This is a genomic window from Thermoleptolyngbya sp. C42_A2020_037, from assembly GCF_015272455.1.
Lineage (GTDB): Bacteria > Cyanobacteriota > Cyanobacteriia > Elainellales > Elainellaceae > Thermoleptolyngbya.
In genome coordinates this window covers 50,137-70,439 of the sequence record NZ_JACYLP010000048.1, presented here as the reverse complement: position 1 = coordinate 70,439, position 20,303 = coordinate 50,137, and the positions used below count along the sequence as shown (strand labels likewise).

Sequence of the window (20,303 nt, the reverse complement as noted above, 5' to 3'; positions counted from 1 at the left end):
GAGAGATCGCGGGACGCGGCTAAAACTGGCGGCGAGAAAAGATGACCGTGGCGATCGCCAACAGCAGCGCTGTATACAGCACCCCGTAGGCCGCGTTGGCCCACAGTTCTGAGGCTGGGGGCAGGGCCGCCAAGCCATATACGGCCTGGTTTTTCAGGTTGAGCCGGGCCAGATCGGGCAGCAGCAGGTAAAGTCCCTGCGTTATCCGCTCCATCACCGGGTTTTGGCTGAGATTGCCCAAGCTGACCAGATCGCGGCTAAAGTGCCCCATGAGGTAAATGCCCACCGTGAGGGCGATCGCCAGCAGAGAACTGGTGAACACGCCAAACAAAATCGCCACCGCCACCATCAGCGAGAGTTCCAAAAACTGGAACAGCGCCGCAATCAAGAGGCTCGCCAGCGGAAAGGGCGCTCGATAAAAGCTGACCACCGTTACGAAAATCAGCGTCATGGCGGCCACCAGCACAGCCAGCACCGCCGATAGCCCCAAATGTTTGCCCAGAATGAATTCTGCCTTGCTGACGGGTTTGGCAATCAGCACATAAACCGTGCGCTTCTCGATTTCTTTGTTCACCAGGCCCGTGCCGACGAAAATGGCAATCACCAGCCCCGTCAGACCGATGGCCGCCAGCCCCACATCTAGCAAAATCTTCAGTTCCGTGCCCGCCGCCACTTCGGGCAGCAGCGCGGCGATCGCCACTAGCGCGATCGCAAACACGCCCAGCAAATACAGAATGCGATCGCGAATCACCTCACGAAACACATTCACGGCAATCACCCACACGCGACCGAGATTCACCGTCTCCTTACTCCCTTACGTCCCAAGCCCACTCGCCTGCCGTCTGCAAGCGTATCACTCACAAACCGCTTTGGCTGTAAACCCCTTTGGCAGTTCGTGCTGCATTTCGATTTTACGGCGGTTGCGCCAGCGAAATGCGTCGAAGGGGGTTGCATTCCACCCGCGTCAGCGGCGCACCCGCTACCACTTCGCCTGCACCCAGTGGCGGCGTAACCTGAGAAATCAGGCAAGCCTTTTCATAGACATAGGGAAAATTGGTGCTGGTTGGTCCCGTCCAGAGCATCCGCAGCCGCAGGGTATATTCCGGCTCGCCCGGAGGTACGACCGCGCTAAATCGCCAGAGCCTATCCTCAGCTAGTTCTTGGGCTGTCGATCGGTTTGCCACCTCAAAGACATAGTCTTGCAGGGCTGGAACTTGCTGATCCAGCGCAATCAGCCAGCGCTCGGTGTCACTCCAGGGAATTCCCTCCAGCGATCCCCTGATATAGCCCTCCGCCAGATTCATCAGCAGTTCTGCCCGGGGCACGCTGCGGCTGGGGTCGCGCTGATCTTCATCCAGGCGCACGACAAACGCACTCCGCCGAAAATCGTCCGACAACAGCGTCGGATAGTCGCGCAGCCAATCCTGCACCACAAAATGAAACTGAATCCAGCAGCTCATGGTGCCCGCCAGCACTGCCCGCAGGATCAGGTCTTGCCGCACCTTGGGGTCGGGAATGCTGAAGGTAAACCGAGGGAAAAAGTGGGGTACTGCCGCCGAAATTGCCGAAAAGATTGGCCAACTGACCCACGCCACGCGCCCCAAATCGCCCACCCATCCTGCAAACAGCACCACACAGGCCAGCGCCCCCGTGATCCACGGCCCGGTTTGGATTTCTAGCCCCAAGATATTTAGCTTGTTGCCCGACAGCGCCCAGCCAACTCCGACCGTCAGAAACAGCCAGCCAAACCGCGACAGCAAATCCTTGAGAATCAGCGTCTCAACTAAGATCGACAGCGCCCACGAAAACAAGCTCAGTAGCACCAGTGTCTGCCAGGAAAACGTCCGGGGCGGTCGCAACTGGTTCCAAAGTTCGTCGAGCAGTTCTTTCACAAAAAACGGTTCGTTGCTGCCAATGGATAGAATCAGTAGCCCTGGCACGCCAGGAAATAATGTGCCAAGCCATTCTATGCTACTGAGTTTCCATCCATAGAAGACACTTTTGCAGTTGTTCGGCCATCGTCTGGCGATCGCTCTGATAGCGCCGACCATGCCCCGGCAGCACCCATTCAAATGAGTAATGGGTTAGCCGCTGCATCGACTGCATTAGCACTGGCCAGGAATACCAGCAAGCGCGGCGAAAGGCATATAAATGGTTGAGTTCGGCAGACCAGGCCAGGTGATCGCCCGTGAACAACACCCGGTTGTCGTACAGCAATACTGTGTGCCCCTTGGTGTGGCCAGGAACCGGAATAATCAGCAAATCGGGTGCAAGCTGAACGGGTTCGCTGCCAGAAAGCTGAAGCTCTACCTCCGTGTGGCGCGGGTGATGTCATCCTGATGCAAAATGCGATCGCACCCAAAATGGTCATGAAATTTCTGATGATCCGCCACATCGTCGCGGTGCGTCAGATACAAATAGCGAATACCCCCCAGTTCCTCTAAACGCTTGACCAAAGGCGGCGCAAACCGGGGCGAATCGACCAATACATTGCCCTCAGGGCGCTGAATCAGATAGCTAGCCGCGCCGTAGGAATTTTCGGCATGATAGCCGCAGTGCGAAACAGTGTCCGTAATTGGAATTGGAAAACTGTGCTGGACTTGTTGAATGTCTTGAGGCTTTTCGACCGTTCCAATCGAAGCAGTGGGGCAAGACAGCAAGGCCTGCATCGCCCGTAAGCGCTCTGCTGCCGTCGTCGGCTGATGATAGACGGCCGACTGAGCGCCTGCCTCATAAAAAGTTTCAGGAGCCATCCACCGACAAGTATCGCAGTCGATGCAGGTGGAATCGACGTAGAAATCACCACTCACGTTTTCGGGGCGGCGCTGGGTGAGGTGTGCCATAGCATCCAAATGCAGTTGCGAATTGGAGAGAGCGTCAGGGGGGTGGGCGATCGCCCTTTGCCAACTTATTCTCCCTTTGCCAACTTATTTTCATAGAAGCGAACCGCCGCGTAGCCCAGCCCGTAAAGAAGTGAGGCGTTGCTCCCGATGCTGACGGCCGGCCCAGCAAAGGGAATCGCTTCCACCAAGCTGACTCCCGCCTTCACCACGCCAGAACTGCTGCTCGACACGCCCCACAGCGTCATCACCTCGCCCCGCCGCGCCGGATCTTCTGGCTCAAAACCATAAACGGCAGCAATGCGGTAAATCATCCCCGCTTGGAGGGCGCTGATCGCCGCAATCTCAATGCCCAAAAGACCCAACGCAATCGGTGGTGCAATGTTGGTCGCCAAACCAATGCCCGCCGCTTTCATAGCCGTATCGGAGATGATACGTCGCGCCAACTGTCGGGGCGTTTCGGCAGGGTATTGCTGTTGGAGCGCAGCCACATCGGTTCGCACTTCCGTCAGGCTGACCTGCCCCAAGGATGCCAGCAGCCACTTCAGCCCTGGCACCTGAGTCGCCCCCTTAACCAGCGGATTTTCCGCAATCGGCGTGGCGATGCGGCCAACGGCTTCCGTGCCCCGTTCGACCCAGTTGTGAGCATCAGGAACGACCGTTCTGACGGCTGCTTCCGCCGTGGTGACGGCGGTATCGGCAACGGTGGCGGCGACGTTACTGGCTGAAGAGACTGCGTTGGCGATCGCCTCGCCCACATTGTGAACCACATTCTGAACACAAAACCGGGAGTTCCCTGGCTCGGTCATACTTTTCCCTGGAGACTTTTCTCTTGAGATCTATACTCTCAAGCTTAGGGGCGATCGCTCGACCCAACATCCATCCTAAGATGCGAGCGCCACCTCGACTTTTTGCTGAAGTTCGCCCTGCTGATACAGCTCGATCATCACGTCCGACCCGCCAATAAATTCCCCATTGATATACACCTGGGGAATCGTCGGCCAGCTTGAATATTCCTTGATGCCCTGCCGAATCTCATAGTCTTCCAGCACATCTACCGTTTCGTAGGGCACACCGAGAGAATTCAAAATTTGCACAACGTTGTTAGAAAAGCCGCACTGGGGCATCAGCTTATTGCCCTTCATGAAAACCAGAATTTTGTTTTGGGCAATCAGATCGTCAATTCTGGCTTTGAGTTCTGGAGTCATGGTCTTGTGTAGAAAAAGTTCTGAAGAGTTGGGAAAGTGCAGACTTCAAATGCGTAGCTTTCTAAAGTTCCGCATCCTGCTAATAGTGTAGCGGGGAGGCTCAATCCTGCGAACCTCCCCACGCTCATCTCAGTTGAATCAGGAAGCCGCCTGCCCTGCGGCCCAGGATTCGGGGGTGTAGGTCTTCAGCGAGAGGGCGTGAATGGCTTCCGATGCCATCGCTGGGCCAACCGCGCGATACACCAACTGGTGCTGCTGGATCAGGCTTTTGCCCTCAAACGCTGAAGAAACCACAATCGCCTGATAATGGTCACCGCCGCCCGTCAGGTCTTGAATCTGCACCTGCGCGTCGGGCATTGCTTCTTTAATCATCGCCTCTACCTGGCTGGGACTAATCATCTCCGCGCTCCTAGATTGTGCTGCCTAAAGCATTATGCTGCCTAAAGCCAGGCTATCCCATGAGCAGTCTCAAACGCTGCCTCAAGAGTCACTTCAAGAGACTGCTGAGCCTGCTTCCCTACTGACGCGGTGCAGTGGAGGTCGAAGCGGGATCTTGGTTGCGGGGGAAGGGCGAATCAACAAAGCCCAGTTCATAAAGCTGGCGATAGGCCCGCTGCCCCAAATCACGAGTGGGGTTCTGGCTGCGAACGATTTGCACCAGCAGCGGGACAGCCAGGTCAGGCTTGTTTTGGGCCCGGTGAACCAGGGCAAGTTGATAGGTGGCTTCGTCCCGCAGTTGAGCCGTTTCTAAGGCGCTACGGCGCTGGCTGTCGGCGATGCGGTTGTCGATTGCCGTGAAGCTATTAAATAGCTCTTGGTAGAAATTAGACAGTTGGTTGAAAACCTGGCGGGCTTCTTGCAGCCGCCGCACGGCCAGATCATAGTTTTGCACGGCTGCTGCGGCGCGGGCTTCTTCCAGCATTCGCTGACCCGATCGCACGCTCAACAGGCTGCCGTCCTGAGCCAGCGGACGGAGGTCATCAGGATTGCTGGGGGTGACATTGGGAGCCGGAAGGCTGGGGTTTGCAGGGGTGACTGGCTCAAGCTGCTGCAAGCCCGCATCGGGGTCAGCAGGGCTGGGCGTTTGGGCGACAACGACGCTGGAAACAAGCGCAGTCGCGACTGCGGCGGGCATCGCCAAAAGCCAGGTCAAGGAGCGTGGACGAAGGGCGTTGAAAGATACCATGGGCCTCTGCGTAGACTTGAGAAGGTTGAAGAGAATAGACGTGAACCTGACCAAATGCACCTGCGAATGCACAGAGTAAATACTACCACTCGGATGCTTTGTCTATTTATTCTTGCTTAAACTTCGTGACCAAAAAGCACTGAGCGCAACCAATTGTGCTATGTACTGAGGGTTTATTGTCGTTTGAAGTTGAGTAGACCCCTATGACTGGATCTGTGCCGCCCGATCGCCCGTCTTCCGGTTCATCGCCGAGGGGTGGGGACGATTTTCAGGCAGAAGGAAATCCGGTAGACGCGATGCCGCCTGCCTCTGGCGTGTTGGTAGAGCAGGAGGGCATGATTTTGCAGCGGGGTGGCGAGGAATTGCGGCTGCAAAAGCTGGGCGATCGCTTTACGTTTCGCCCGACGGCAGATGCTCCCGCCGAAATGACCCTTGAGGACTGGGTTCAGCAGCTAGACGTAGAATCTCTGCGTCCGGTTCCCGGCGTGGACTTGATCGAGGTGAAAACGGCAGCGGGCCAGGCAGATGCCGGAATCGACCGGGCCAGGGCGCATCGGTACGTTGCCTTTGCCAGCCATGTCTATCAACTGGCGCAAAATCCCCAGACGCGGGTTTACCTGACCGATGAGCTAACGGTGCAGTTTGCCAACAGCGTGACGACGGAAGCAATGGGGGCGATCGCCCTCGAATTGGGCCTCAAGCCCGCCCAGCCCGTCGTCGGCATTCCCCAGACCTACGTGTTTGAGGTAACCCCGCAAGCCAGGGCAAACCCAATCAAGCTGGCCAACCAACTCATGCACCGCCCGGATGTGCTGCTGGCGGAACCCAACATCGTCATCCGCGCCCAGCAGCTTTATCGCCCCCAGGAGCCAGAATATCCCCGCCAGTGGTATCTGCAAACCCAGGGCGGCTCCCAGATTGCGCCGACGGCCCACATTTCTGTTGAACCTGCCTGGGACATCACGCGGGGCAGTCGGGCCGTTGTCGTAGCTGTCACCGACGACGGCTTTGATCTGAACCATCCCGACTTTCAGGGGCCAGGAAAGATCGTGCAGCCGCGAGACTTTAAGCTGCAAACCAATCTGCCGCTGCCAGAGGCCTCCCACGAAAACCACGGCACGGCCTGCGCGGGCGTGGCGATCGCCGAAGAAAACCAGTTTGGCATCGTTGGCGTTGCGCCCGGATGCAGCCTGATGCCGCTCCGCACCACTGGATTTCTGGACGATCAGGCGATCGAGTCGCTGTTTGACTGGGCGTTGCAAAAAGGGGCGGCGGTCATTTCCTGTAGCTGGGGGGCCAGCGCGGCCTACTTTCCCCTGTCGCTGCGGCAGCGGGCGGCGATTAACCGGGCGGCAACCCAAGGGCGCGGCGGCAAGGGCTGCGTCGTCGTCTTTGCGGCGGGCAACGCCAACCGCCCCACCAGCGGCACAGTCAACGAGCAGGGCTGGGTGAACAACGTCCTGCGGGGCAATACCCAGTGGCTGAACGGGTTTGCGGTGCATCCCGACGTAATCGCCGTGTCGGCTAGCACCAGCCTCGACAAAAAAGCCGCCTATAGCAACTGGGGCGACGCGATTTCGGTCGCCGCCCCCAGCAACAACGCGCCGCCGGGGATGTGGCTGCCGCAGACGGGCTACACCTACACGGGCCCACAAATTCGGGCGGCACTGCCGGGGGTGGGCGTGTTCACGACCGATCGCCTGGGGGCGGCGGGCTACGATCCAGGCAGCTTTACCAACACCTTCGGCGGCACATCGAGCGCCTGCCCGGTGGTGGCGGGCGTGGCGGCGCTGGTGCTGTCGGTCAATCCAGACTTGACGGCGCGAGAGGTGAAGCAGATTTTGCAGGAAACCGCCGACAAAATCGTGGACCCCGATCCCGACCCCCAACTGGGATTGCGCTTTGGCACCTATGATGCCAGCGGTCATTCCAAGTGGTTTGGCTATGGCAAGGTAAATGCGGCGCGGGCGGTGGAGGCAGCACGGCGCAGGATTCCGGCAGCGATCGCCCCTACAGAATGGCAGTCACTTTCCAACACTACCCCCGTCGCCATTCCCGACGACACCCCCCGCGGCGCAACCAGCATCCTGCAAGTGCAGGGCGATTCTCGTGGGGATCGCGCGGATCGCCCCCTGCGCGACCTGCGAATTACCGTAGACGTAGAACACAGCTACCTGGGCGACCTGGAAATCACCCTGCTGCCGCCCCAAGGCGAACCCATCCTGCTGCAAAGCCGCACCCTTGGCCGCCGCACCCGCCTGCAAACCACCTACACGCTGCAAACCACGCCACTGCTGCGGACGGTGCTAAACCGCTCAGCCCGGGGCGTGTGGCAACTGCGACTGGTAGACTGTGCGCCGCAGCACGTCGGGCGGCTGCTGGGCTGGCAGTTAAATTTGGGCTTTTAGGCACATTTAGGCACATTGCTAAACAGCCGCCGCTTTCGGCGATTTCCAGAGACGGTGCAAATTGAGGGGGGCGATCGCTATAAGATAAGGAATGTTGCAGGACATCGCGCTCTGTGAAGCCGCTGCCCGCCCAGGTTTCGCTTTGACCAGAATTTAGGTTTTAATCCTCACAAAACAACAATGGATATCGTCGAATTTTTTGAACAGAGCAGCGGCAAATGGTTCTCCCAGCGCACCAGCCATCACCTCGCGTTCAAGCAAACGGAGAGCGGCAAGTCCGACATCGTCATCGACCTGCTGAGCAAGGATGACCCGGCCGTCGTTGCGCTGTGCCAGCAATATGAAATCGACCCGGCCCTGGCGCTGTGCGGGGCCCGCGTCACTTGGGATGGCACGATGGAGTGGGACAAAGAAAAGCACGAAGGCTCCACCGTGATTGTGCCCGTTGCTGATGCCGACCAGCCCAACGAAGGCAAAATGCTGCGCGAACAGGGATACGCCGAAAAGGCCCCCGTGGCCGGACGTTACGTCATGGGCGATGACGACTCCCTAACGCTGATTACCGAATACGAAACCATGTATTCCGAAGAGCGACTCTGGTTTGCCAGCCCCAATCTGCGCCTGCGTACGAGCATCCTCAAGCGCTTCGGCGGCTTTAGCATGGCCACCTTTTGCTCCGAAATCCGCATGGGTGGTGCAAAATAGCCTGCCTGAATTCCCTTCTCTAAACCTGACCCCTAACCCCGAATGACCAACACACTCGACGACAAAACCATCGTCCGGGACTATTTCAACGCGACCGGATTTGACCGCTGGCGACGCATCTACGGCGACGGCGAGGTGAACAAAGTCCAGCTTGATATCCGCAAAGGCCACCAGCAAACTGTGGACACCGTGCTGGGCTGGATCAGAGAAGACGACAACGCCAGTGCCTTGACGATTTGCGATGCGGGCTGTGGCGTGGGCAGCCTCAGCATTCCTCTGGCGCAGATGGGCGCAACGGTCTTCTCTAGCGACATTTCTGAAAAGATGGTGGGCGAAGCAAAGGAGCGAGCCGAAGCGTTGGGTCTGTCCGGCAATCCCACCTTTGCCGTGCAAGATCTGGAGTCGCTCAGCGGCAAGTATCATACGGTGGTTTGCCTGGACGTGCTGATCCACTATCCTCAGGAAGAGGCAGCGCGCATGATTGCCCACCTGGGTTCCCTAGCAGAGTCGCGGCTGATGCTCAGCTTTGCGCCCAAGACGCTGGCCTACAGTCTGCTGAAGAAAATTGGCGATTTTTTCCCCGGCCCTAGTAAGGCCACCCGCGCCTATCTGCACCGCGAAGCGGATGTGGTTACCGTGCTGGAAAGCCAGGGCTGGACGGTGAAGCGCAATGCCATGACCAAGACGCAGTTTTACTTTTCGCGCCTGCTGGAGGCCGTTCGCTAAGCGTTGGCAATCGCTTTTGCCTTGCCACGGGGTTTCCTAAGCGACTGATTCAGGGCATTCTACGGGTGCATTGCTCATCTATTCGTTTGCGCTATTCACCCGACCTATGAAACTTCTTCGTCAAATAGCCTCTGGTGTGCTGCTCAGTCTGAGTATGCTGTTTCTGATGGTGGCGGCCCTTGCGCCATTTGACGAAAGCGAACCCCCTGAAGAACGGCGAGACATGCTGCTGGGTGGGCTGATGCTGGGGGTGCCGATGATGCTTGGGGGTGGCTGGCTGCTCTGGGGTTTGCGCCGAGATTGGCGAGAGGAGGAGAGCGATCGCCTCCGCAGTCTTTTCTTTGAAACGGCGCGGGCCCATAACGGCTGCTTCAGCGTGATGCAGTTTGCCATGGCCGCCAACATATCAGGCAACATGGCCAAGCAATACCTGGACGAGCGGGCAAAAGAGTTTGAGGCCAACTTTGAAGTAGATGAGCAAGGCGGAGTGTTTTATCGCTTTCCGCTGCGTCAGTTCGAGCCGCCCCAAGACCTGTCTTAACTACCTGTCTTGACTATCTGTCTTGACTATAGGTTCAGCCGACAGAGCGTAAGAATTTTTAACAAAAACTCTCATCAAATCAGACTACTGTAACAATTTAGGTGCTCTTTGCAACGGTTTAGTGCCAATTCGAGAGGAAACACGCCATTACCCGATGCAGTCCTTCAGCGCTGGCGTGTTGGGTTCATGTTGGGCGCAAGTCGGGCGTAAGGATCGGGAAACCGGAGCAAAAGTCTGGGTTTCCTGCCCCAGAGCGTCGAGTTGTGTCGATTAAGCTGGTTAAGAAAGCTGTCAAAACGCGCTGGAAAAGGCACCTAAACCGCTAGTGGATTTTCGCTAGTAGACGCATTTAGTTGGGATATTTAGCAGGACATTTAGCATGAGCAGCAATTTAGCATCCAAACTCCGCGAGGGAACCAAAAAGTCTCACTCTATGGCGGAGAATACGGGCTTTGTCGCCTGTTTTCTAAAAGGCACGGTAGAACCCACCTCCTATCGCAAGCTGGTGGCGAATCTCTATTTTGTCTATTCTGCGATGGAAGAAGAAATGCAGCGCCACCGTGAACATCCGCTGCTCTCTCATCTCTATTTTCCAGAGCTAAACCGCAAAGCCAGCCTAGAAAAAGACCTGACCTATTACTTCGGTTCCAATTGGAGAGATCAGGTTGCGCCCTCGACCGCCGCGCAAGACTATGTGGCTCGCATTCGGGAGGTGTCGAACGAGGCTCCCGAACTGCTGATCTCCCATCTCTACACCCGCTATCTGGGCGACCTCTCTGGGGGGCAAATTCTCAAGAAAATTGCTCAGAACGCGATGAATCTGTCGGAGGGCCAGGGCACCAGCTTCTATGAGTTTGAGCAGATTCCCGATGAGAAGGCGTTTAAGGTGATGTACCGCGATCGCCTCGACAGCCTCCCCGTGGACGAAGCCACCGCCGACCGCATCGTGGACGAAGCCAACGCCGCCTTTGGCATGAATATGTCCATGTTCAAAGAGCTAGAAGGCAACCTGATCAAGGCAATCGGCATTCAGCTCTTTAACCTGCTCACTCGCCGCACCCGTCGCGGCAGCACCGAACTGGCAACGGCAGAGTAGGGATTCAGAGGATCAGAGATTCAAATTTAGGGATTGCAACTTGGGGACTCATTTGGGGTTCTCATGCGGCATCCCGAAAAATCGGGTGAGTCTTTTGGGTTGGAGCGTTCGCACTGAAGCCGAGCGTTCTGGCCAAAAGGATTGACCCGATTGTTTTTTACAACATGGTTTTTGCACAGCCAGGACTTGTACAGCTAGAAGTAACGCTGTTTTTTGCCGATGTGGGGCGATCGCCCGACCTTGTTCTAACTCCTGAAACCGACCCTGAACCCCATCCCTCAACCCTGGGCCCCGATTCGGCGTAAAATTCAAAACACTGGCTAGTCAATCCCTGGCCGTTGATTCCTTGCGCCGGGCCTTACGAGATGCGTTTTGAAAAGATTCTGATTGCCAACCGTGGTGAGATTGCCCTCCGCATTTTGCGGACTTGCGAAGAGATGGGCATTGCCACTGTGGCAGTGCATTCTACCATTGACCGCAATGCGCTGCATGTGCAGCTTGCGGATGAGGCGGTGTGTATTGGCGAGCCGCCCAGCAGCAAGAGCTATTTGAACATTCCCAATATCATCGCGGCAGCGCTGACCCGCAACGTCAGCGCGATTCATCCGGGCTATGGCTTTTTGGCGGAGAATGCTCGCTTTGCAGAGATTTGCGCCGATCACCAGATCGCCTTCATCGGTCCCTCTCCGTCTGCAATGCGGGCGATGGGCGACAAGTCTACGGCCAAGGAAACGATGCAGCGGATCGGCGTGCCCACTGTGCCGGGGAGCGATGGGCTGTTGACCGACGAGAAAGAAGCACTGGCGATCGCCCGCAAAATTGGCTATCCCGTCATCATCAAAGCTACGGCGGGCGGCGGCGGCCGGGGAATGCGGCTGGTTCGCAGCGAGGCGGATCTGGTCAAGTCTTTTCTGGCTGCCCAGGGCGAGGCCGAAGCAGCCTTTGGCAATCCCGGTGTGTATCTAGAGAAATTTATCGAGCGGCCCCGCCACATCGAGTTTCAGATTCTTGCCGACGGCTATGGCAACGTGATTCACCTGGGCGAACGCGACTGCTCAATTCAGCGCCGCCACCAAAAGCTGCTCGAAGAAGCGCCCAGCCCCGCCCTCACGCCGGAACTGCGGGAAAAAATGGGGTCAGCGGCGGTGCGCGTGGCCCAAGCGATCAACTATCTCGGCGCGGGCACGATCGAGTTTCTGCTGGATGCCTCCGGTCAGTTCTATTTCATGGAAATGAATACGCGCATCCAGGTCGAGCATCCCGTCACGGAGATGATTACTGGAATGGACCTGATCGCTGAGCAGATTCGCGTGGCCCAGGGCGATCGCCTCCGACTCACCCAAGAGCAGGTGCAGTTGCGCGGCCACGCCATCGAGTGCCGCATCAACGCCGAAGACCCAGACCAAAACTTTCGCCCTGCCCCCGGACGCATCAGCGGCTACCTGCCCCCCGGTGGCAACGGCGTTCGCATTGATTCCCATGTCTACACGGACTACGAAATTCCGCCCTACTACGACTCGCTGATCGGCAAGCTGATCGTCTGGGGGAGCGATCGCCCCACCGCCATCCGCCGCATGAAGCGTGCCCTGCGCGAATTTGCCATTACCGGGCTGCCCACCACCATCGGCTTCCACCAGCGGATTCTGGAAACGCAGGATTTTGCAGACGGGCGCGTTTACACCAATTTTGTGGAGCAGATCATGCAACGGTAGGCGCGGGCTGACCTGAGCATGAACCCTGCCAACCCGGTCACCTTTTCCCTTAGCCCCTCAACTGCTCAATCAACGCCTGCCGCATGACCTCGACCGGAACCTCCTGCCCCAGCCACAGACGCAGGGCGGCGGCTCCCTGCTGCACCAGCATTTCCAGACCGCTGATGGGCATTGCGCCAAGGGCAGTGGCCTGCTGCAAAAAGCGGGTGGGGTTTGGGGTATAGATCAGGTCGTAGGCGATCGCCCCCGATTTCATCCCCGATTTCATCGTCAGCCCTGGCTCTGCACCCAGCGGCGAAGCCTGAGTATGGGGGTGCATCCCAATGGGCGTGGTGTTGACCAGCAGAGTTGCCCCGGGGAGGAGCTTCGGCAAATCCTCCCACGGATGCACCGAGAGCGCGGCAATCGGCGAGTTTCGCCAGCTTTGCTGAAAGGCTTTGAGCTTGTCTAGGTCGCGCCCGACGACGTGGATTTGCGCCAGGCCCAGTTGGGCACAACCCGCGACGACGGCCCGCGCCGAGCCGCCGTTTCCCAAAATCACCGCTGCGCTCTGGCTCCAGTCGGGCGATCGCTCTGGGGGCAGGGTCAACAGCGGCGACAGGAACCCTTCCACATCGGTATTGGTGCCGGCCCAGCCCGTTTCTGTTCGCCAGATTGTGTTCACCGCGCCCACCGATTGGGCAATCTCTGAAATATGATTCAGAAACGGTATCACAGCCTGCTTGTGGGGAATCGTGACGTTGAAGCCGCGCAGACCGATGGCGGCAAACCCGGCGATCGCCTGGGGCAGGTCTTCCGGCGCAACGGGCAGCGGCAAGTATACATAATCCACACCGAGATGGGCGATCGCGGCGTTGTGCATCACGGGCGAGAGCGAGTGGGAAACGGGATGTCCAATCACGCCCAAAAGTTTCGTAGTGCCAGTAATCCCGGTCATCATAGGTGCTTCAGCGGTGCAAATCGAGGGAGCAGGTTGAGGAGACAGGTCGGAGATCCGAATCGAACCTTTGTATCAGGGATGTGTGTCAGAATCATTACATCTATTGAGCACTGAGCAACGAATTGTCCATGCTGGGGACTGTGCTTGGCGGGCGTTATCGCATTATTACCATTTTGGGGGCAGGTGGCTTTGGACAGACTTACCTGGCCGAAGATGAGCAGCAGCCGCGCCGATGCGTGGTCAAGCAGTTCAAGCCCGTCAGCCAAGATTTGCACCTGCTGGTGGTGGCGCGTCGCCTGTTTGATACGGAGGTGGAAACGCTGCGTCGCCTGGGGCAGCACGACCAGATTCCCGAACTCTACGACTCGTTTCAGGAGGGCGAAGAGTTTTATCTGGTGCAGGAATTCATCGAAGGGCACGCGCTGAGCGAAGAGTTTGCAGACAGACGGCAGTTTTCGGAACCCGAGGCGATCGCCCTCTTGCACGACGTTCTCAACGTGCTGAGCTTCGTCCACCAAAATCAGGTCATCCACCGCGACATCAAACCCGCTAACCTGATCCGCCGCAAATCCGACGGCAAGCTGGTGCTGATTGACTTTGGCGCTGTGAAAGAAATTCAGACGCGGCTGACGGGTATTTCTGGACAAACCGAGGTGACCGTGGGCATTGGCACCCAGGGCTATACGCCCAGCGAGCAGCTCATGGGGCGACCCCGCTATTGCAGCGACCTCTATGCCCTAGGAATGACCGTAGTGCAAGCCGTGACGGGCTGCTTGCCATCGCAATTGCCAGAAGACCCAGAAACCCTAGATGTCCTCTGGCAGCACCAGGCAACAGAGATTAGCCCCGGTCTGAAGCTGATTCTCGACTATCTGGTGCGCTATGACTTTAGCCAGCGCTATCAGTCGGTGGCAGAGGTGCAGCACGCCCTGGCGCAACTGGCAGACCTGCCCACCGATTTGATCGATACACCCACATCGCTGCTGCCGCCTGGGGTTGCCCATCGCACGCAGCCGTTGCCGCCGCTGTCTTGGCGCGATCGCCTGCGGATGGGCTGGCGGGGCCTGGCGATCGCCACGGCCACCGCCGCCGCCCTGTCCCTGGGGCTAAAACACCTCGGCTGGACGGAACCCCTAGAGCGCCTCGCCTACGACCAGATGACCCGGTTGCAACCCGCCCTGCCGCCAGACGATCGCCTGCTCATCGTGGGTATTTCTGAGGCAGATTTGCAAGCGCTGGGGCGGGCTACACCGTCGGATGCTGACGTGGCAAAGGTGCTGCAAACCCTGCAACGGGCAGAGCCACGGGTCATCGGGCTGGGGCTGTGGCGCGATTTGCCCCAGGAACCGGGTCGAGCAGCGCTTTTGGAAGAACTGCGATCGCCCAAGGTCATCACCTTCATGCAGTTGGGCAGCGTTGCCACGCCCCAAATTCCGCCGCCGCCCGGAGTGCCGCCTGTGCAGGTGGGCTTTAGCGATTTGCTGGTGGATGCCGATCGGGTCGTGCGGCGGGGGCTGATTTTTGGCGGCGAGTTTCATTCCTTTGCCGTGCGGCTGGCGCAAAAGTATCTGGCGAGTGAAAACTTAGGACTCCGCACCAGTTCTACCAATCCTGGCGTTGCGGAATTGGGAGGCATTCCGCTGCCCCCGCTCGAATCGACTGCGGGCGGCTATCAGCGGCTCGATGCGGGCGGCTATCAGCTTTTGCTGCGCTATCGATCGCCTGCTGCGCCTGCGCCCGTGGTGGCATTTGCCGATGTGCTGAACGGGCGCGTGGCGGCGGATCAGGTGCGCGATCGCATTGTGCTCATTGGCACCACTGCCCCCAGCGGCAAAGACCTGTACTACACGCCCTTCAGCGCTGGCCAGCAGACCGAACACCAGATGCCGGGTGTGGTCATCCATGCCCAAATCACCAGCCAGTTGTTGAGCCTGGTGCAAGACGGGCGGCGGCTGATGGGCTATTGGCCCGATTGGGCAGAGGGGCTGTGGATCATTGGCTGGGTTGTCGTGGGCGGCGGGCTGGGCTGGTTTCTGAGACATCCGGCCGGGCTGGGTGCGGGCGGCGTGGCGGCAATCGGCATTCTCATCGGCAGCAGCATTTGGCTGTTTGGGCAGCAGGTGTGGATTCCGGTGGCTACGCCAGCGATCGCCCTCACGCTGGCCACGGTAGGATCTGCGGCCCATCGCATCTATCGGGAGTCCAAGCTGGACACCGACCTCACCCGCCTCGTTTGGGACAAAACCCTGATCACTGACCTTGGTCGTCGGGGGCACTCGCCATGACCCCTGCTCCCTCCTCCAAGGACAAGGACATCGCCAACCCGCTGCCTGGAATCCGGCTCAACCGTCAGCAGCGCAAAGCATTGCGCGAACTGGAGAAGTTTACCCGCAGCAGCGAAAAGCTCTATCTGCTGACGGGCTACGCGGGCACAGGCAAAACCACGCTGCTGCAAGCCCTGATCCGCCGCCTGCGCGACAAAGGAGACCGCCGCCGCATCGTCCTGACTGCTTTTAGCAACAAAGCGACCAAAGTTCTAGAGCGGATGGCCGACGAGTGGCAGCTCGAAATCGACTGCATGACCTGTTGCAAGCTGCTGGGGCTGCGGCCAGAAATTGACTCGGTTTCAGGCACGCAGGTCTTTAAGCCCGATCGCGACAGCGAGAACCACTTCGACCGCTATCATCTCGTGGTGGTAGACGAAGCCTCCATGATCAACGCGGAAATGTGGGGACTGCTCACCAACGCCGTCAATAGCCTCCTCAGCCAAACGCAGATTCTATTCGTCGGCGATATTGCCCAACTGCCGCCCATTGGCGAACCAGAATCGCTGGTGTTCAGCCAGATTCACCACCGCTCCGACCTGACCGAAGTGGTGCGCTATGGCGGGGCGATCGCCCTCCTGGCCGAATCCATCCGCAACAACCTCACCCGCCCCGAGCTGCCCAATTTTGAGACAAATGCCAATGGCGATCGCACCGAAGGCGTAATCGTCGCCCGCCGCATGGACTGGGAACGCCTGTTAATCCGCGCCTTCCAGAGCGAGTCCTATCAAGCAGACCCCGATTACGTCCGCGCCCTCGCCTACACCAACCAGCGCGTCCGGGAGCTAAACCACAAGATCCGCCGCGCCATCCACGGAGACAAAACGCCGCGCTTTGTGAAGGGCGATCGCCTCGTCGCCAACACGCCCTACATCGTCGGCGAGTCCGTGATTCTGCAAACCTCCAGCGAGTGCGAAGTCCTGTCCGTCGAAACCACCGACGAGGGCGACTGGCACGTCTGGCGGCTGCATGTCCTGACGGACGACAGCAAACATCGCAGCCTCAGCGTCCTCCACGAACTCAGCCAGGGACAATACGCCCGCCTGCTCGATGCCTACGCCAAAGACAAGCGCTGGAGCGAGTTCTGGCATCTCAAAAGCGCCTTTGCCGATGTCCACTACGCCTACTGCCTGACGATTCACAAGTCCCAGGGGTCAACCTTCCAAAACGTGTTTGTAGATGTGCCCAACGCCCTGATCAACCGCAACATCCGCGAACGCAACCAACTCCTCTACGTCGCCGTCACCCGCGCCGCCCAGCGCCTCTTCCTATTTCAATAACTGCGGCGTTATAAGGACTGAATCCATAAAGTGCTGGCTGATACACTACTCCTATCCAGAACAAAGCAAGTTAATCTAGATTATGGGTTTTACTCGGCATTAAGGGGGTTGGCTTTGATGAAAACGCTGGAGGAGATTCAACAGCGGCTTATACAAAACAAACCATTCTTAGAAGATCATTACAAGGTTCGAGAGTTAGGCATTTTTGGTTCCTACATTAGGCAAGAACAGACCGAAACCAGCGATGTGGATGTGCTAGTTGAGTTTTCTGAAACACCGAGCTTGCTGAAATTCATCAATTTGGAAAACTATCTCAGCGACACTCTAGGGGTTAAGGTCGATCTGGTACATAAGGCTGGTTTAAAGCCCCGTATTGGCAAGCGAATTTTGGCAGAGGTTGTCTACGTTTGAGCCAGCGAGATGTTGCAAACTATTTGCAGGATATACTGGATGCTGTTAATGCGATTGAACAGTTCACGAATAGTCTTGAGTTTGAAACTTTCTCGCAGAATCTAGAAAAAATCTTTGCAGTTTCCAGGGCAATTGAGATTATTGGTGAAGCGGTGAAGCGCATCCCTGATTCAGTTAGAAATCAATATCCGAGTGTTCCCTGGCGGGACATTGCCGGAATGCGAGACAAGCTGATTCATGATTATTTCAATACAGATGTAGCGATTATTTGGAAGGCGGTTCAGGAGGACATTCCCCAGCTAAAAATTATGGTTTCTGGCATTTTAGAAACTTTAGAAAAGTAATAACTAAGAGAAAATATCACATTATCTAGTTGGCTAAAATAGACCGTCAGATTTCTCTAATCCCCGCCGACTGTATAGCCGCCTAAAATAGTAGTACATATGGCAGTACACACAGCTTAGTCTCGACGCTCTTGGTCTCGACGCTCAACGTCTGACCTCTCCCCCCGGATCATATGGAATAGCTGGAAAGCTGACCGTGTATCAGATTAATGCATCAGATTGGCAATCCAAAATCGTCAATCTAAAATCTAAAATCAACCCGCCCCATCTCTAACCCCCCTTTCCCGCGTGCCCTCATTGCCTCCTCTCACGCCTCTACTCAAAGACCCGGAACGCCTGGAGACGCGGCTCAAGGAAATTCCTCAAGAGCCGGGGGTTTATTTTATGCGCGATGCTGCCGATAACATCATCTACATCGGCAAGTCCAAAAGCCTGCGGAGCCGCGTGCGGTCGTATTTTCGGGAAGACCCCTACCGAGAACATCGAATCGCCTGCATGACCAAGCAGGTGGTGGAAATTGAGTTCATCGTAACGGATACCGAAGCCGAAGCGCTGGCGCTAGAGGCCAATCTGATCAAGCAGCACCAGCCCCACTTCAACGTGCTGCTGAAGGATGACAAGAAGTATCCGTTTCTCTGTATCACCTGGAGCGAAGAGTATCCGCGCATCTTCATCACCCGTAAGCGCAAGCTCAACAGCAAGGATCGCTACTACGGCCCCTATGTCGATGTGGGGCTGCTGCGGCGCACGCTGAACCTGGTCAAGCGGGTGTTTCCGCTGCGCCAGCGTCCCCAGCCGCTATTTAAAGACCGCCCCTGCCTGAACTATGACATTGGGCGTTGTCCTGGGGTGTGTCAGCGGCTGATTAGCCCGGAGGACTATCGCAAGACGCTGCAAAAGGTGGCGATGATCTTTCAAGGACGCACCCAGGAGCTAGAAGCCATCCTGACAACGGCAATGGAAAAGGCGGCCGAAGATCTGAACTTTGAGTATGCGGCGCGGCTGCGCGACCAGATTCGCGGCATTCAATCCCTGGGGGCAGATCAAAAGGTGCAAACGCCGGATGATACGGTGTCACGAGATGCGATCGCCCTAGCGGCCGACGAACACCACGCCTGTATCCAGCTTTTTCAAATTCGCGCGGGGCGGCTGGTGGGGCGGTTGGGCTTTGTGGCGGATGCCCAGTCGGGCACGCCAGGAGCCATCTTGCAGCGGGTGCTGGAAGAACATTATCAAACCGTGGAGGCGATCGAGATTCCCGCAGAAATTTTGGTGCAGCATGAGCTGCCCGACGGCGACATTCTGGCCGAATTTCTCACCCAGCGGCGCGGGCGCAAAGTTCACATCTTCCTGCCCCAGCGCCAGACCAAAGCCGACCTGATCGACATGGTGGAGCGCAACGCAGGCTATGAACTGGCTCGTACCCAGCGCTTTGCCGACCGCAACAACCAGGCCATGCTCGACCTGGCAGAAATCCTCGACCTGCCCGACCTGCCCCACCGCATTGAGGGCTACGACATTTCCCATATTCAGGGGTCGGATGCCGTCGCGTCCCAGGTCGTGTTTATCGACGGAATGCCCGCCAAGCAGCACTATCGCCGCTACAAAATCAAAAATCCCACCGTGAAGTCGGGCCACTCCGACGACTTTGCCAGCATGGCAGAAGTGATTCAGCGCCGCTTCCGCCGCTATGCCCAGGACCCAAACCTCCAGCGAGTGGGCAATCCTGATTTTCCTGACCTGGTGATGATCGACGGCGGCAAGGGGCAGCTTTCGGCGGTGGTGGCCGTGCTGCGAGAAATGAACCTGCTAGAGGATGTAAAGGTGGTTAGCCTGGCCAAGCAGCGCGAAGAGATTTTTCTGCCGGGGGAATCGCTGCCGCTGACAACGGAGGCCGAGCAGCCGGGGGTGCAGCTTTTGCGGCGACTGCGCGATGAGGCACACCGCTTTGCCGTCAGCTTCCACCGACAGCAGCGGAGCGATCGCATGAGGCGCTCTCGCCTGGAGGATATTCCGGGTCTGGGGCATCACCGTCAAAAGCAGCTTCTGGCCCACTTCCGCTCGATCGACTATCTGCGCGAAGCCACTGCCCAACAAATCACCGAAGTCCCCGGCATCGGCCCCAAAATGGCGCAGCAGATTTACGACTACTTCCATCCGCAGCAGGATCGGGAAGATGAACTGAAAGCGGAATCAGCATCATCCTAGTGGCTAATCATCCACGGGCGACCCCCGGTGTGATTTTTGACCCTTGGGGGCGATCGCTCTTCTGTGCGCTGAATCAGTTTGGGTTCCTTCGCTTCCTGCTTGAGGCGGAGAGAGCCTGACAGGATGGCCGGCGGCGAGAAAATGCGCTGGGCTGGCTGCTGACAGGTGGGACATTCAGCAGGGAGGTTGCGCTCATCGAGCGATCGCCACTGATCAAAAATGCCACACTCCGGACAGCGAAATTCGTATAACGGCATAGTTGTTCTGCATCCTGCAATTTTGGTTCATACTTTCAGTTTTTACCTTTAGCTCCTTCTCTGCGATACCTAAAATGCGATACCTAAAAAAGGTAGCGGGGCGAGGCAGTAGGACAA

The 20,303-nt window shown here is 57.6% G+C and carries 20 protein-coding genes and 1 pseudogene; 12 read left to right on the top strand and 9 right to left on the bottom strand.

What is annotated here, in order from left to right; genetic code table 11:
• Window positions 1-19: 19 nt before the first annotated feature.
• The 7 genes and pseudogenes from IGS16_RS16580 to IGS16_RS16545 all read right to left on the bottom strand — a co-directional run bounded on the left by IGS16_RS16580 (window position 20) and on the right by IGS16_RS16545 (window position 5,234).
• On the bottom strand, window positions 20-799 hold the full coding sequence (locus IGS16_RS16580; RefSeq protein ID WP_297087295.1) for an ABC transporter permease subunit: 780 nt from the start codon (window positions 797-799) through the stop codon (window positions 20-22).
• Between the two features lie 112 nt (window positions 800-911).
• Window positions 912-1,940: a DUF5357 family protein gene (locus IGS16_RS16575; protein ID WP_297087293.1), complete on the bottom strand. Its 1,029-nt coding sequence runs from the start codon at window positions 1,938-1,940 to the stop codon at window positions 912-914.
• Between the two features lie 31 nt (window positions 1,941-1,971).
• Window positions 1,972-2,843: pseudogene (locus IGS16_RS22390) on the bottom strand (MBL fold metallo-hydrolase).
• 65 nt (window positions 2,844-2,908) lie between these two features.
• The gene (locus IGS16_RS16560) at window positions 2,909-3,649 is read right to left on the bottom strand and encodes a hypothetical protein (RefSeq protein WP_297087287.1); all 741 of its coding nucleotides are present in this window, start codon (window positions 3,647-3,649) and stop codon (window positions 2,909-2,911) included.
• 75 nt (window positions 3,650-3,724) lie between these two features.
• Window positions 3,725-4,048: a Grx4 family monothiol glutaredoxin gene (gene grxD / locus IGS16_RS16555; protein WP_068508515.1), complete on the bottom strand. Its 324-nt coding sequence runs from the start codon at window positions 4,046-4,048 to the stop codon at window positions 3,725-3,727.
• Window positions 4,049-4,186: 138 nt separating this feature from the next.
• Window positions 4,187-4,447, bottom strand: a complete 261-nt coding sequence (locus IGS16_RS16550; protein WP_297087285.1) for a BolA family protein — start codon at window positions 4,445-4,447, stop codon at window positions 4,187-4,189.
• Between the two features lie 118 nt (window positions 4,448-4,565).
• Window positions 4,566-5,234, bottom strand: a complete 669-nt coding sequence (locus tag IGS16_RS16545; protein ID WP_297087283.1) for a hypothetical protein — start codon at window positions 5,232-5,234, stop codon at window positions 4,566-4,568.
• A 203-nt stretch (window positions 5,235-5,437) separates the two neighbouring features.
• On the opposite strand from IGS16_RS16545, the gene IGS16_RS16540 reads away from it, so the two are divergent.
• From IGS16_RS16540 to accC, 7 genes are all read left to right on the top strand, one after another.
• Window positions 5,438-7,642 (top strand): S8 family serine peptidase, encoded by a 2,205-nt coding sequence (locus IGS16_RS16540; protein WP_297087282.1) that lies wholly within the window; start codon window positions 5,438-5,440, stop codon window positions 7,640-7,642.
• Window positions 7,643-7,822: 180 nt separating this feature from the next.
• Window positions 7,823-8,347 (top strand): phycobiliprotein lyase, encoded by a 525-nt coding sequence (locus IGS16_RS16535; protein WP_068508510.1) that lies wholly within the window; start codon window positions 7,823-7,825, stop codon window positions 8,345-8,347.
• Between the two features lie 42 nt (window positions 8,348-8,389).
• Window positions 8,390-9,073 carry a magnesium protoporphyrin IX methyltransferase gene (bchM, locus tag IGS16_RS16530; protein ID WP_297087280.1) on the top strand — a complete coding sequence of 228 codons (684 nt, stop codon included), beginning with the start codon at window positions 8,390-8,392 and terminating at the stop codon, window positions 9,071-9,073.
• A 106-nt stretch (window positions 9,074-9,179) separates the two neighbouring features.
• The gene (locus IGS16_RS16525; protein WP_297087278.1) at window positions 9,180-9,614 is read left to right on the top strand and encodes a hypothetical protein; all 435 of its coding nucleotides are present in this window, start codon (window positions 9,180-9,182) and stop codon (window positions 9,612-9,614) included.
• Between the two features lie 379 nt (window positions 9,615-9,993).
• Entirely contained in the window at window positions 9,994-10,710 is a 717-nt protein-coding gene (locus IGS16_RS16520) for a heme oxygenase (biliverdin-producing) (RefSeq protein WP_297087276.1), read from the top strand.
• Window positions 10,711-10,874: 164 nt separating this feature from the next.
• Window positions 10,875-11,015: a hypothetical protein gene (locus IGS16_RS16515; protein ID WP_297087274.1), complete on the top strand. Its 141-nt coding sequence runs from the start codon at window positions 10,875-10,877 to the stop codon at window positions 11,013-11,015.
• Between the two features lie 60 nt (window positions 11,016-11,075).
• Window positions 11,076-12,422 (top strand): acetyl-CoA carboxylase biotin carboxylase subunit, encoded by a 1,347-nt coding sequence (gene accC, locus IGS16_RS16510; RefSeq protein ID WP_205370882.1) that lies wholly within the window; start codon window positions 11,076-11,078, stop codon window positions 12,420-12,422.
• Between the two features lie 49 nt (window positions 12,423-12,471).
• Here the strand turns inward: accC and IGS16_RS16505 are convergent, their stop codons facing one another.
• Window positions 12,472-13,359: a shikimate dehydrogenase gene (locus IGS16_RS16505; protein ID WP_297087271.1), complete on the bottom strand. Its 888-nt coding sequence runs from the start codon at window positions 13,357-13,359 to the stop codon at window positions 12,472-12,474.
• A 131-nt stretch (window positions 13,360-13,490) separates the two neighbouring features.
• On the opposite strand from IGS16_RS16505, the gene IGS16_RS16500 reads away from it, so the two are divergent.
• The 5 genes from IGS16_RS16500 (at window position 13,491) to uvrC (ending at window position 19,929) form a co-directional block, all read left to right on the top strand.
• Window positions 13,491-15,647, top strand: coding sequence for a CHASE2 domain-containing protein (locus IGS16_RS16500; protein WP_297087269.1), 2,157 nt, complete (start codon window positions 13,491-13,493; stop codon window positions 15,645-15,647).
• Entirely contained in the window at window positions 15,644-16,966 is a 1,323-nt protein-coding gene (locus IGS16_RS16495; protein ID WP_297087267.1) for an AAA family ATPase, read from the top strand. Before IGS16_RS16500 ends, IGS16_RS16495 begins: the two co-directional genes overlap by 4 nt.
• Before the next feature lie 117 nt (window positions 16,967-17,083).
• Entirely contained in the window at window positions 17,084-17,377 is a 294-nt protein-coding gene (locus IGS16_RS16490) for a nucleotidyltransferase family protein (protein WP_297079348.1), read from the top strand.
• A complete protein-coding gene (locus IGS16_RS16485) occupies window positions 17,374-17,721 on the top strand; it encodes a DUF86 domain-containing protein (RefSeq protein ID WP_297087265.1) in 348 nt (115 codons plus the stop codon). Before IGS16_RS16490 ends, IGS16_RS16485 begins: the two co-directional genes overlap by 4 nt.
• Before the next feature lie 288 nt (window positions 17,722-18,009).
• Window positions 18,010-19,929 (top strand): excinuclease ABC subunit UvrC, encoded by a 1,920-nt coding sequence (gene uvrC / locus IGS16_RS16480; RefSeq protein WP_297087263.1) that lies wholly within the window; start codon window positions 18,010-18,012, stop codon window positions 19,927-19,929.
• On the opposite strand, the gene IGS16_RS16475 is transcribed toward uvrC, so the two are convergent.
• Window positions 19,926-20,186: a zinc ribbon domain-containing protein gene (locus tag IGS16_RS16475; protein WP_297087261.1), complete on the bottom strand. Its 261-nt coding sequence runs from the start codon at window positions 20,184-20,186 to the stop codon at window positions 19,926-19,928. The genes uvrC and IGS16_RS16475 overlap by 4 nt on opposite strands.
• Between the last annotated feature and the right edge of the window lie 117 nt (window positions 20,187-20,303).

Excerpts from the sequence above, each read along its gene's own strand:
- IGS16_RS16475 (WP_297087261.1), bottom strand. The coding sequence starts at position 20,186 with ATGCCGTTATACGAATTTCGCTGTCCGGAGTGTGGCATTTTTGATCAG.
- IGS16_RS16520 (WP_297087276.1), top strand. The coding sequence starts at position 9,994 with ATGAGCAGCAATTTAGCATCCAAACTCCGCGAGGGAACCAAAAAGTCT.
- IGS16_RS16515 (WP_297087274.1), top strand. The coding sequence starts at position 10,875 with ATGGTTTTTGCACAGCCAGGACTTGTACAGCTAGAAGTAACGCTGTTT.
- grxD (WP_068508515.1), bottom strand. The coding sequence starts at position 4,048 with ATGACTCCAGAACTCAAAGCCAGAATTGACGATCTGATTGCCCAAAAC.
- bchM (WP_297087280.1), top strand. The coding sequence starts at position 8,390 with ATGACCAACACACTCGACGACAAAACCATCGTCCGGGACTATTTCAAC.
- IGS16_RS16490 (WP_297079348.1), top strand. The coding sequence starts at position 17,084 with ATGAAAACGCTGGAGGAGATTCAACAGCGGCTTATACAAAACAAACCA.
- IGS16_RS16500 (WP_297087269.1), top strand. The coding sequence starts at position 13,491 with ATGCTGGGGACTGTGCTTGGCGGGCGTTATCGCATTATTACCATTTTG.
- IGS16_RS16545 (WP_297087283.1), bottom strand. The coding sequence starts at position 5,234 with ATGGTATCTTTCAACGCCCTTCGTCCACGCTCCTTGACCTGGCTTTTG.
- IGS16_RS16535 (WP_068508510.1), top strand. The coding sequence starts at position 7,823 with ATGGATATCGTCGAATTTTTTGAACAGAGCAGCGGCAAATGGTTCTCC.
- IGS16_RS16550 (WP_297087285.1), bottom strand. The coding sequence starts at position 4,447 with ATGATTAGTCCCAGCCAGGTAGAGGCGATGATTAAAGAAGCAATGCCC.
- IGS16_RS16495 (WP_297087267.1), top strand. The coding sequence starts at position 15,644 with ATGACCCCTGCTCCCTCCTCCAAGGACAAGGACATCGCCAACCCGCTG.
- IGS16_RS16525 (WP_297087278.1), top strand. The coding sequence starts at position 9,180 with ATGAAACTTCTTCGTCAAATAGCCTCTGGTGTGCTGCTCAGTCTGAGT.
- IGS16_RS16505 (WP_297087271.1), bottom strand. The coding sequence starts at position 13,359 with ATGACCGGGATTACTGGCACTACGAAACTTTTGGGCGTGATTGGACAT.
- IGS16_RS16560 (WP_297087287.1), bottom strand. The coding sequence starts at position 3,649 with ATGACCGAGCCAGGGAACTCCCGGTTTTGTGTTCAGAATGTGGTTCAC.
- accC (WP_205370882.1), top strand. The coding sequence starts at position 11,076 with ATGCGTTTTGAAAAGATTCTGATTGCCAACCGTGGTGAGATTGCCCTC.
- IGS16_RS16540 (WP_297087282.1), top strand. The coding sequence starts at position 5,438 with ATGACTGGATCTGTGCCGCCCGATCGCCCGTCTTCCGGTTCATCGCCG.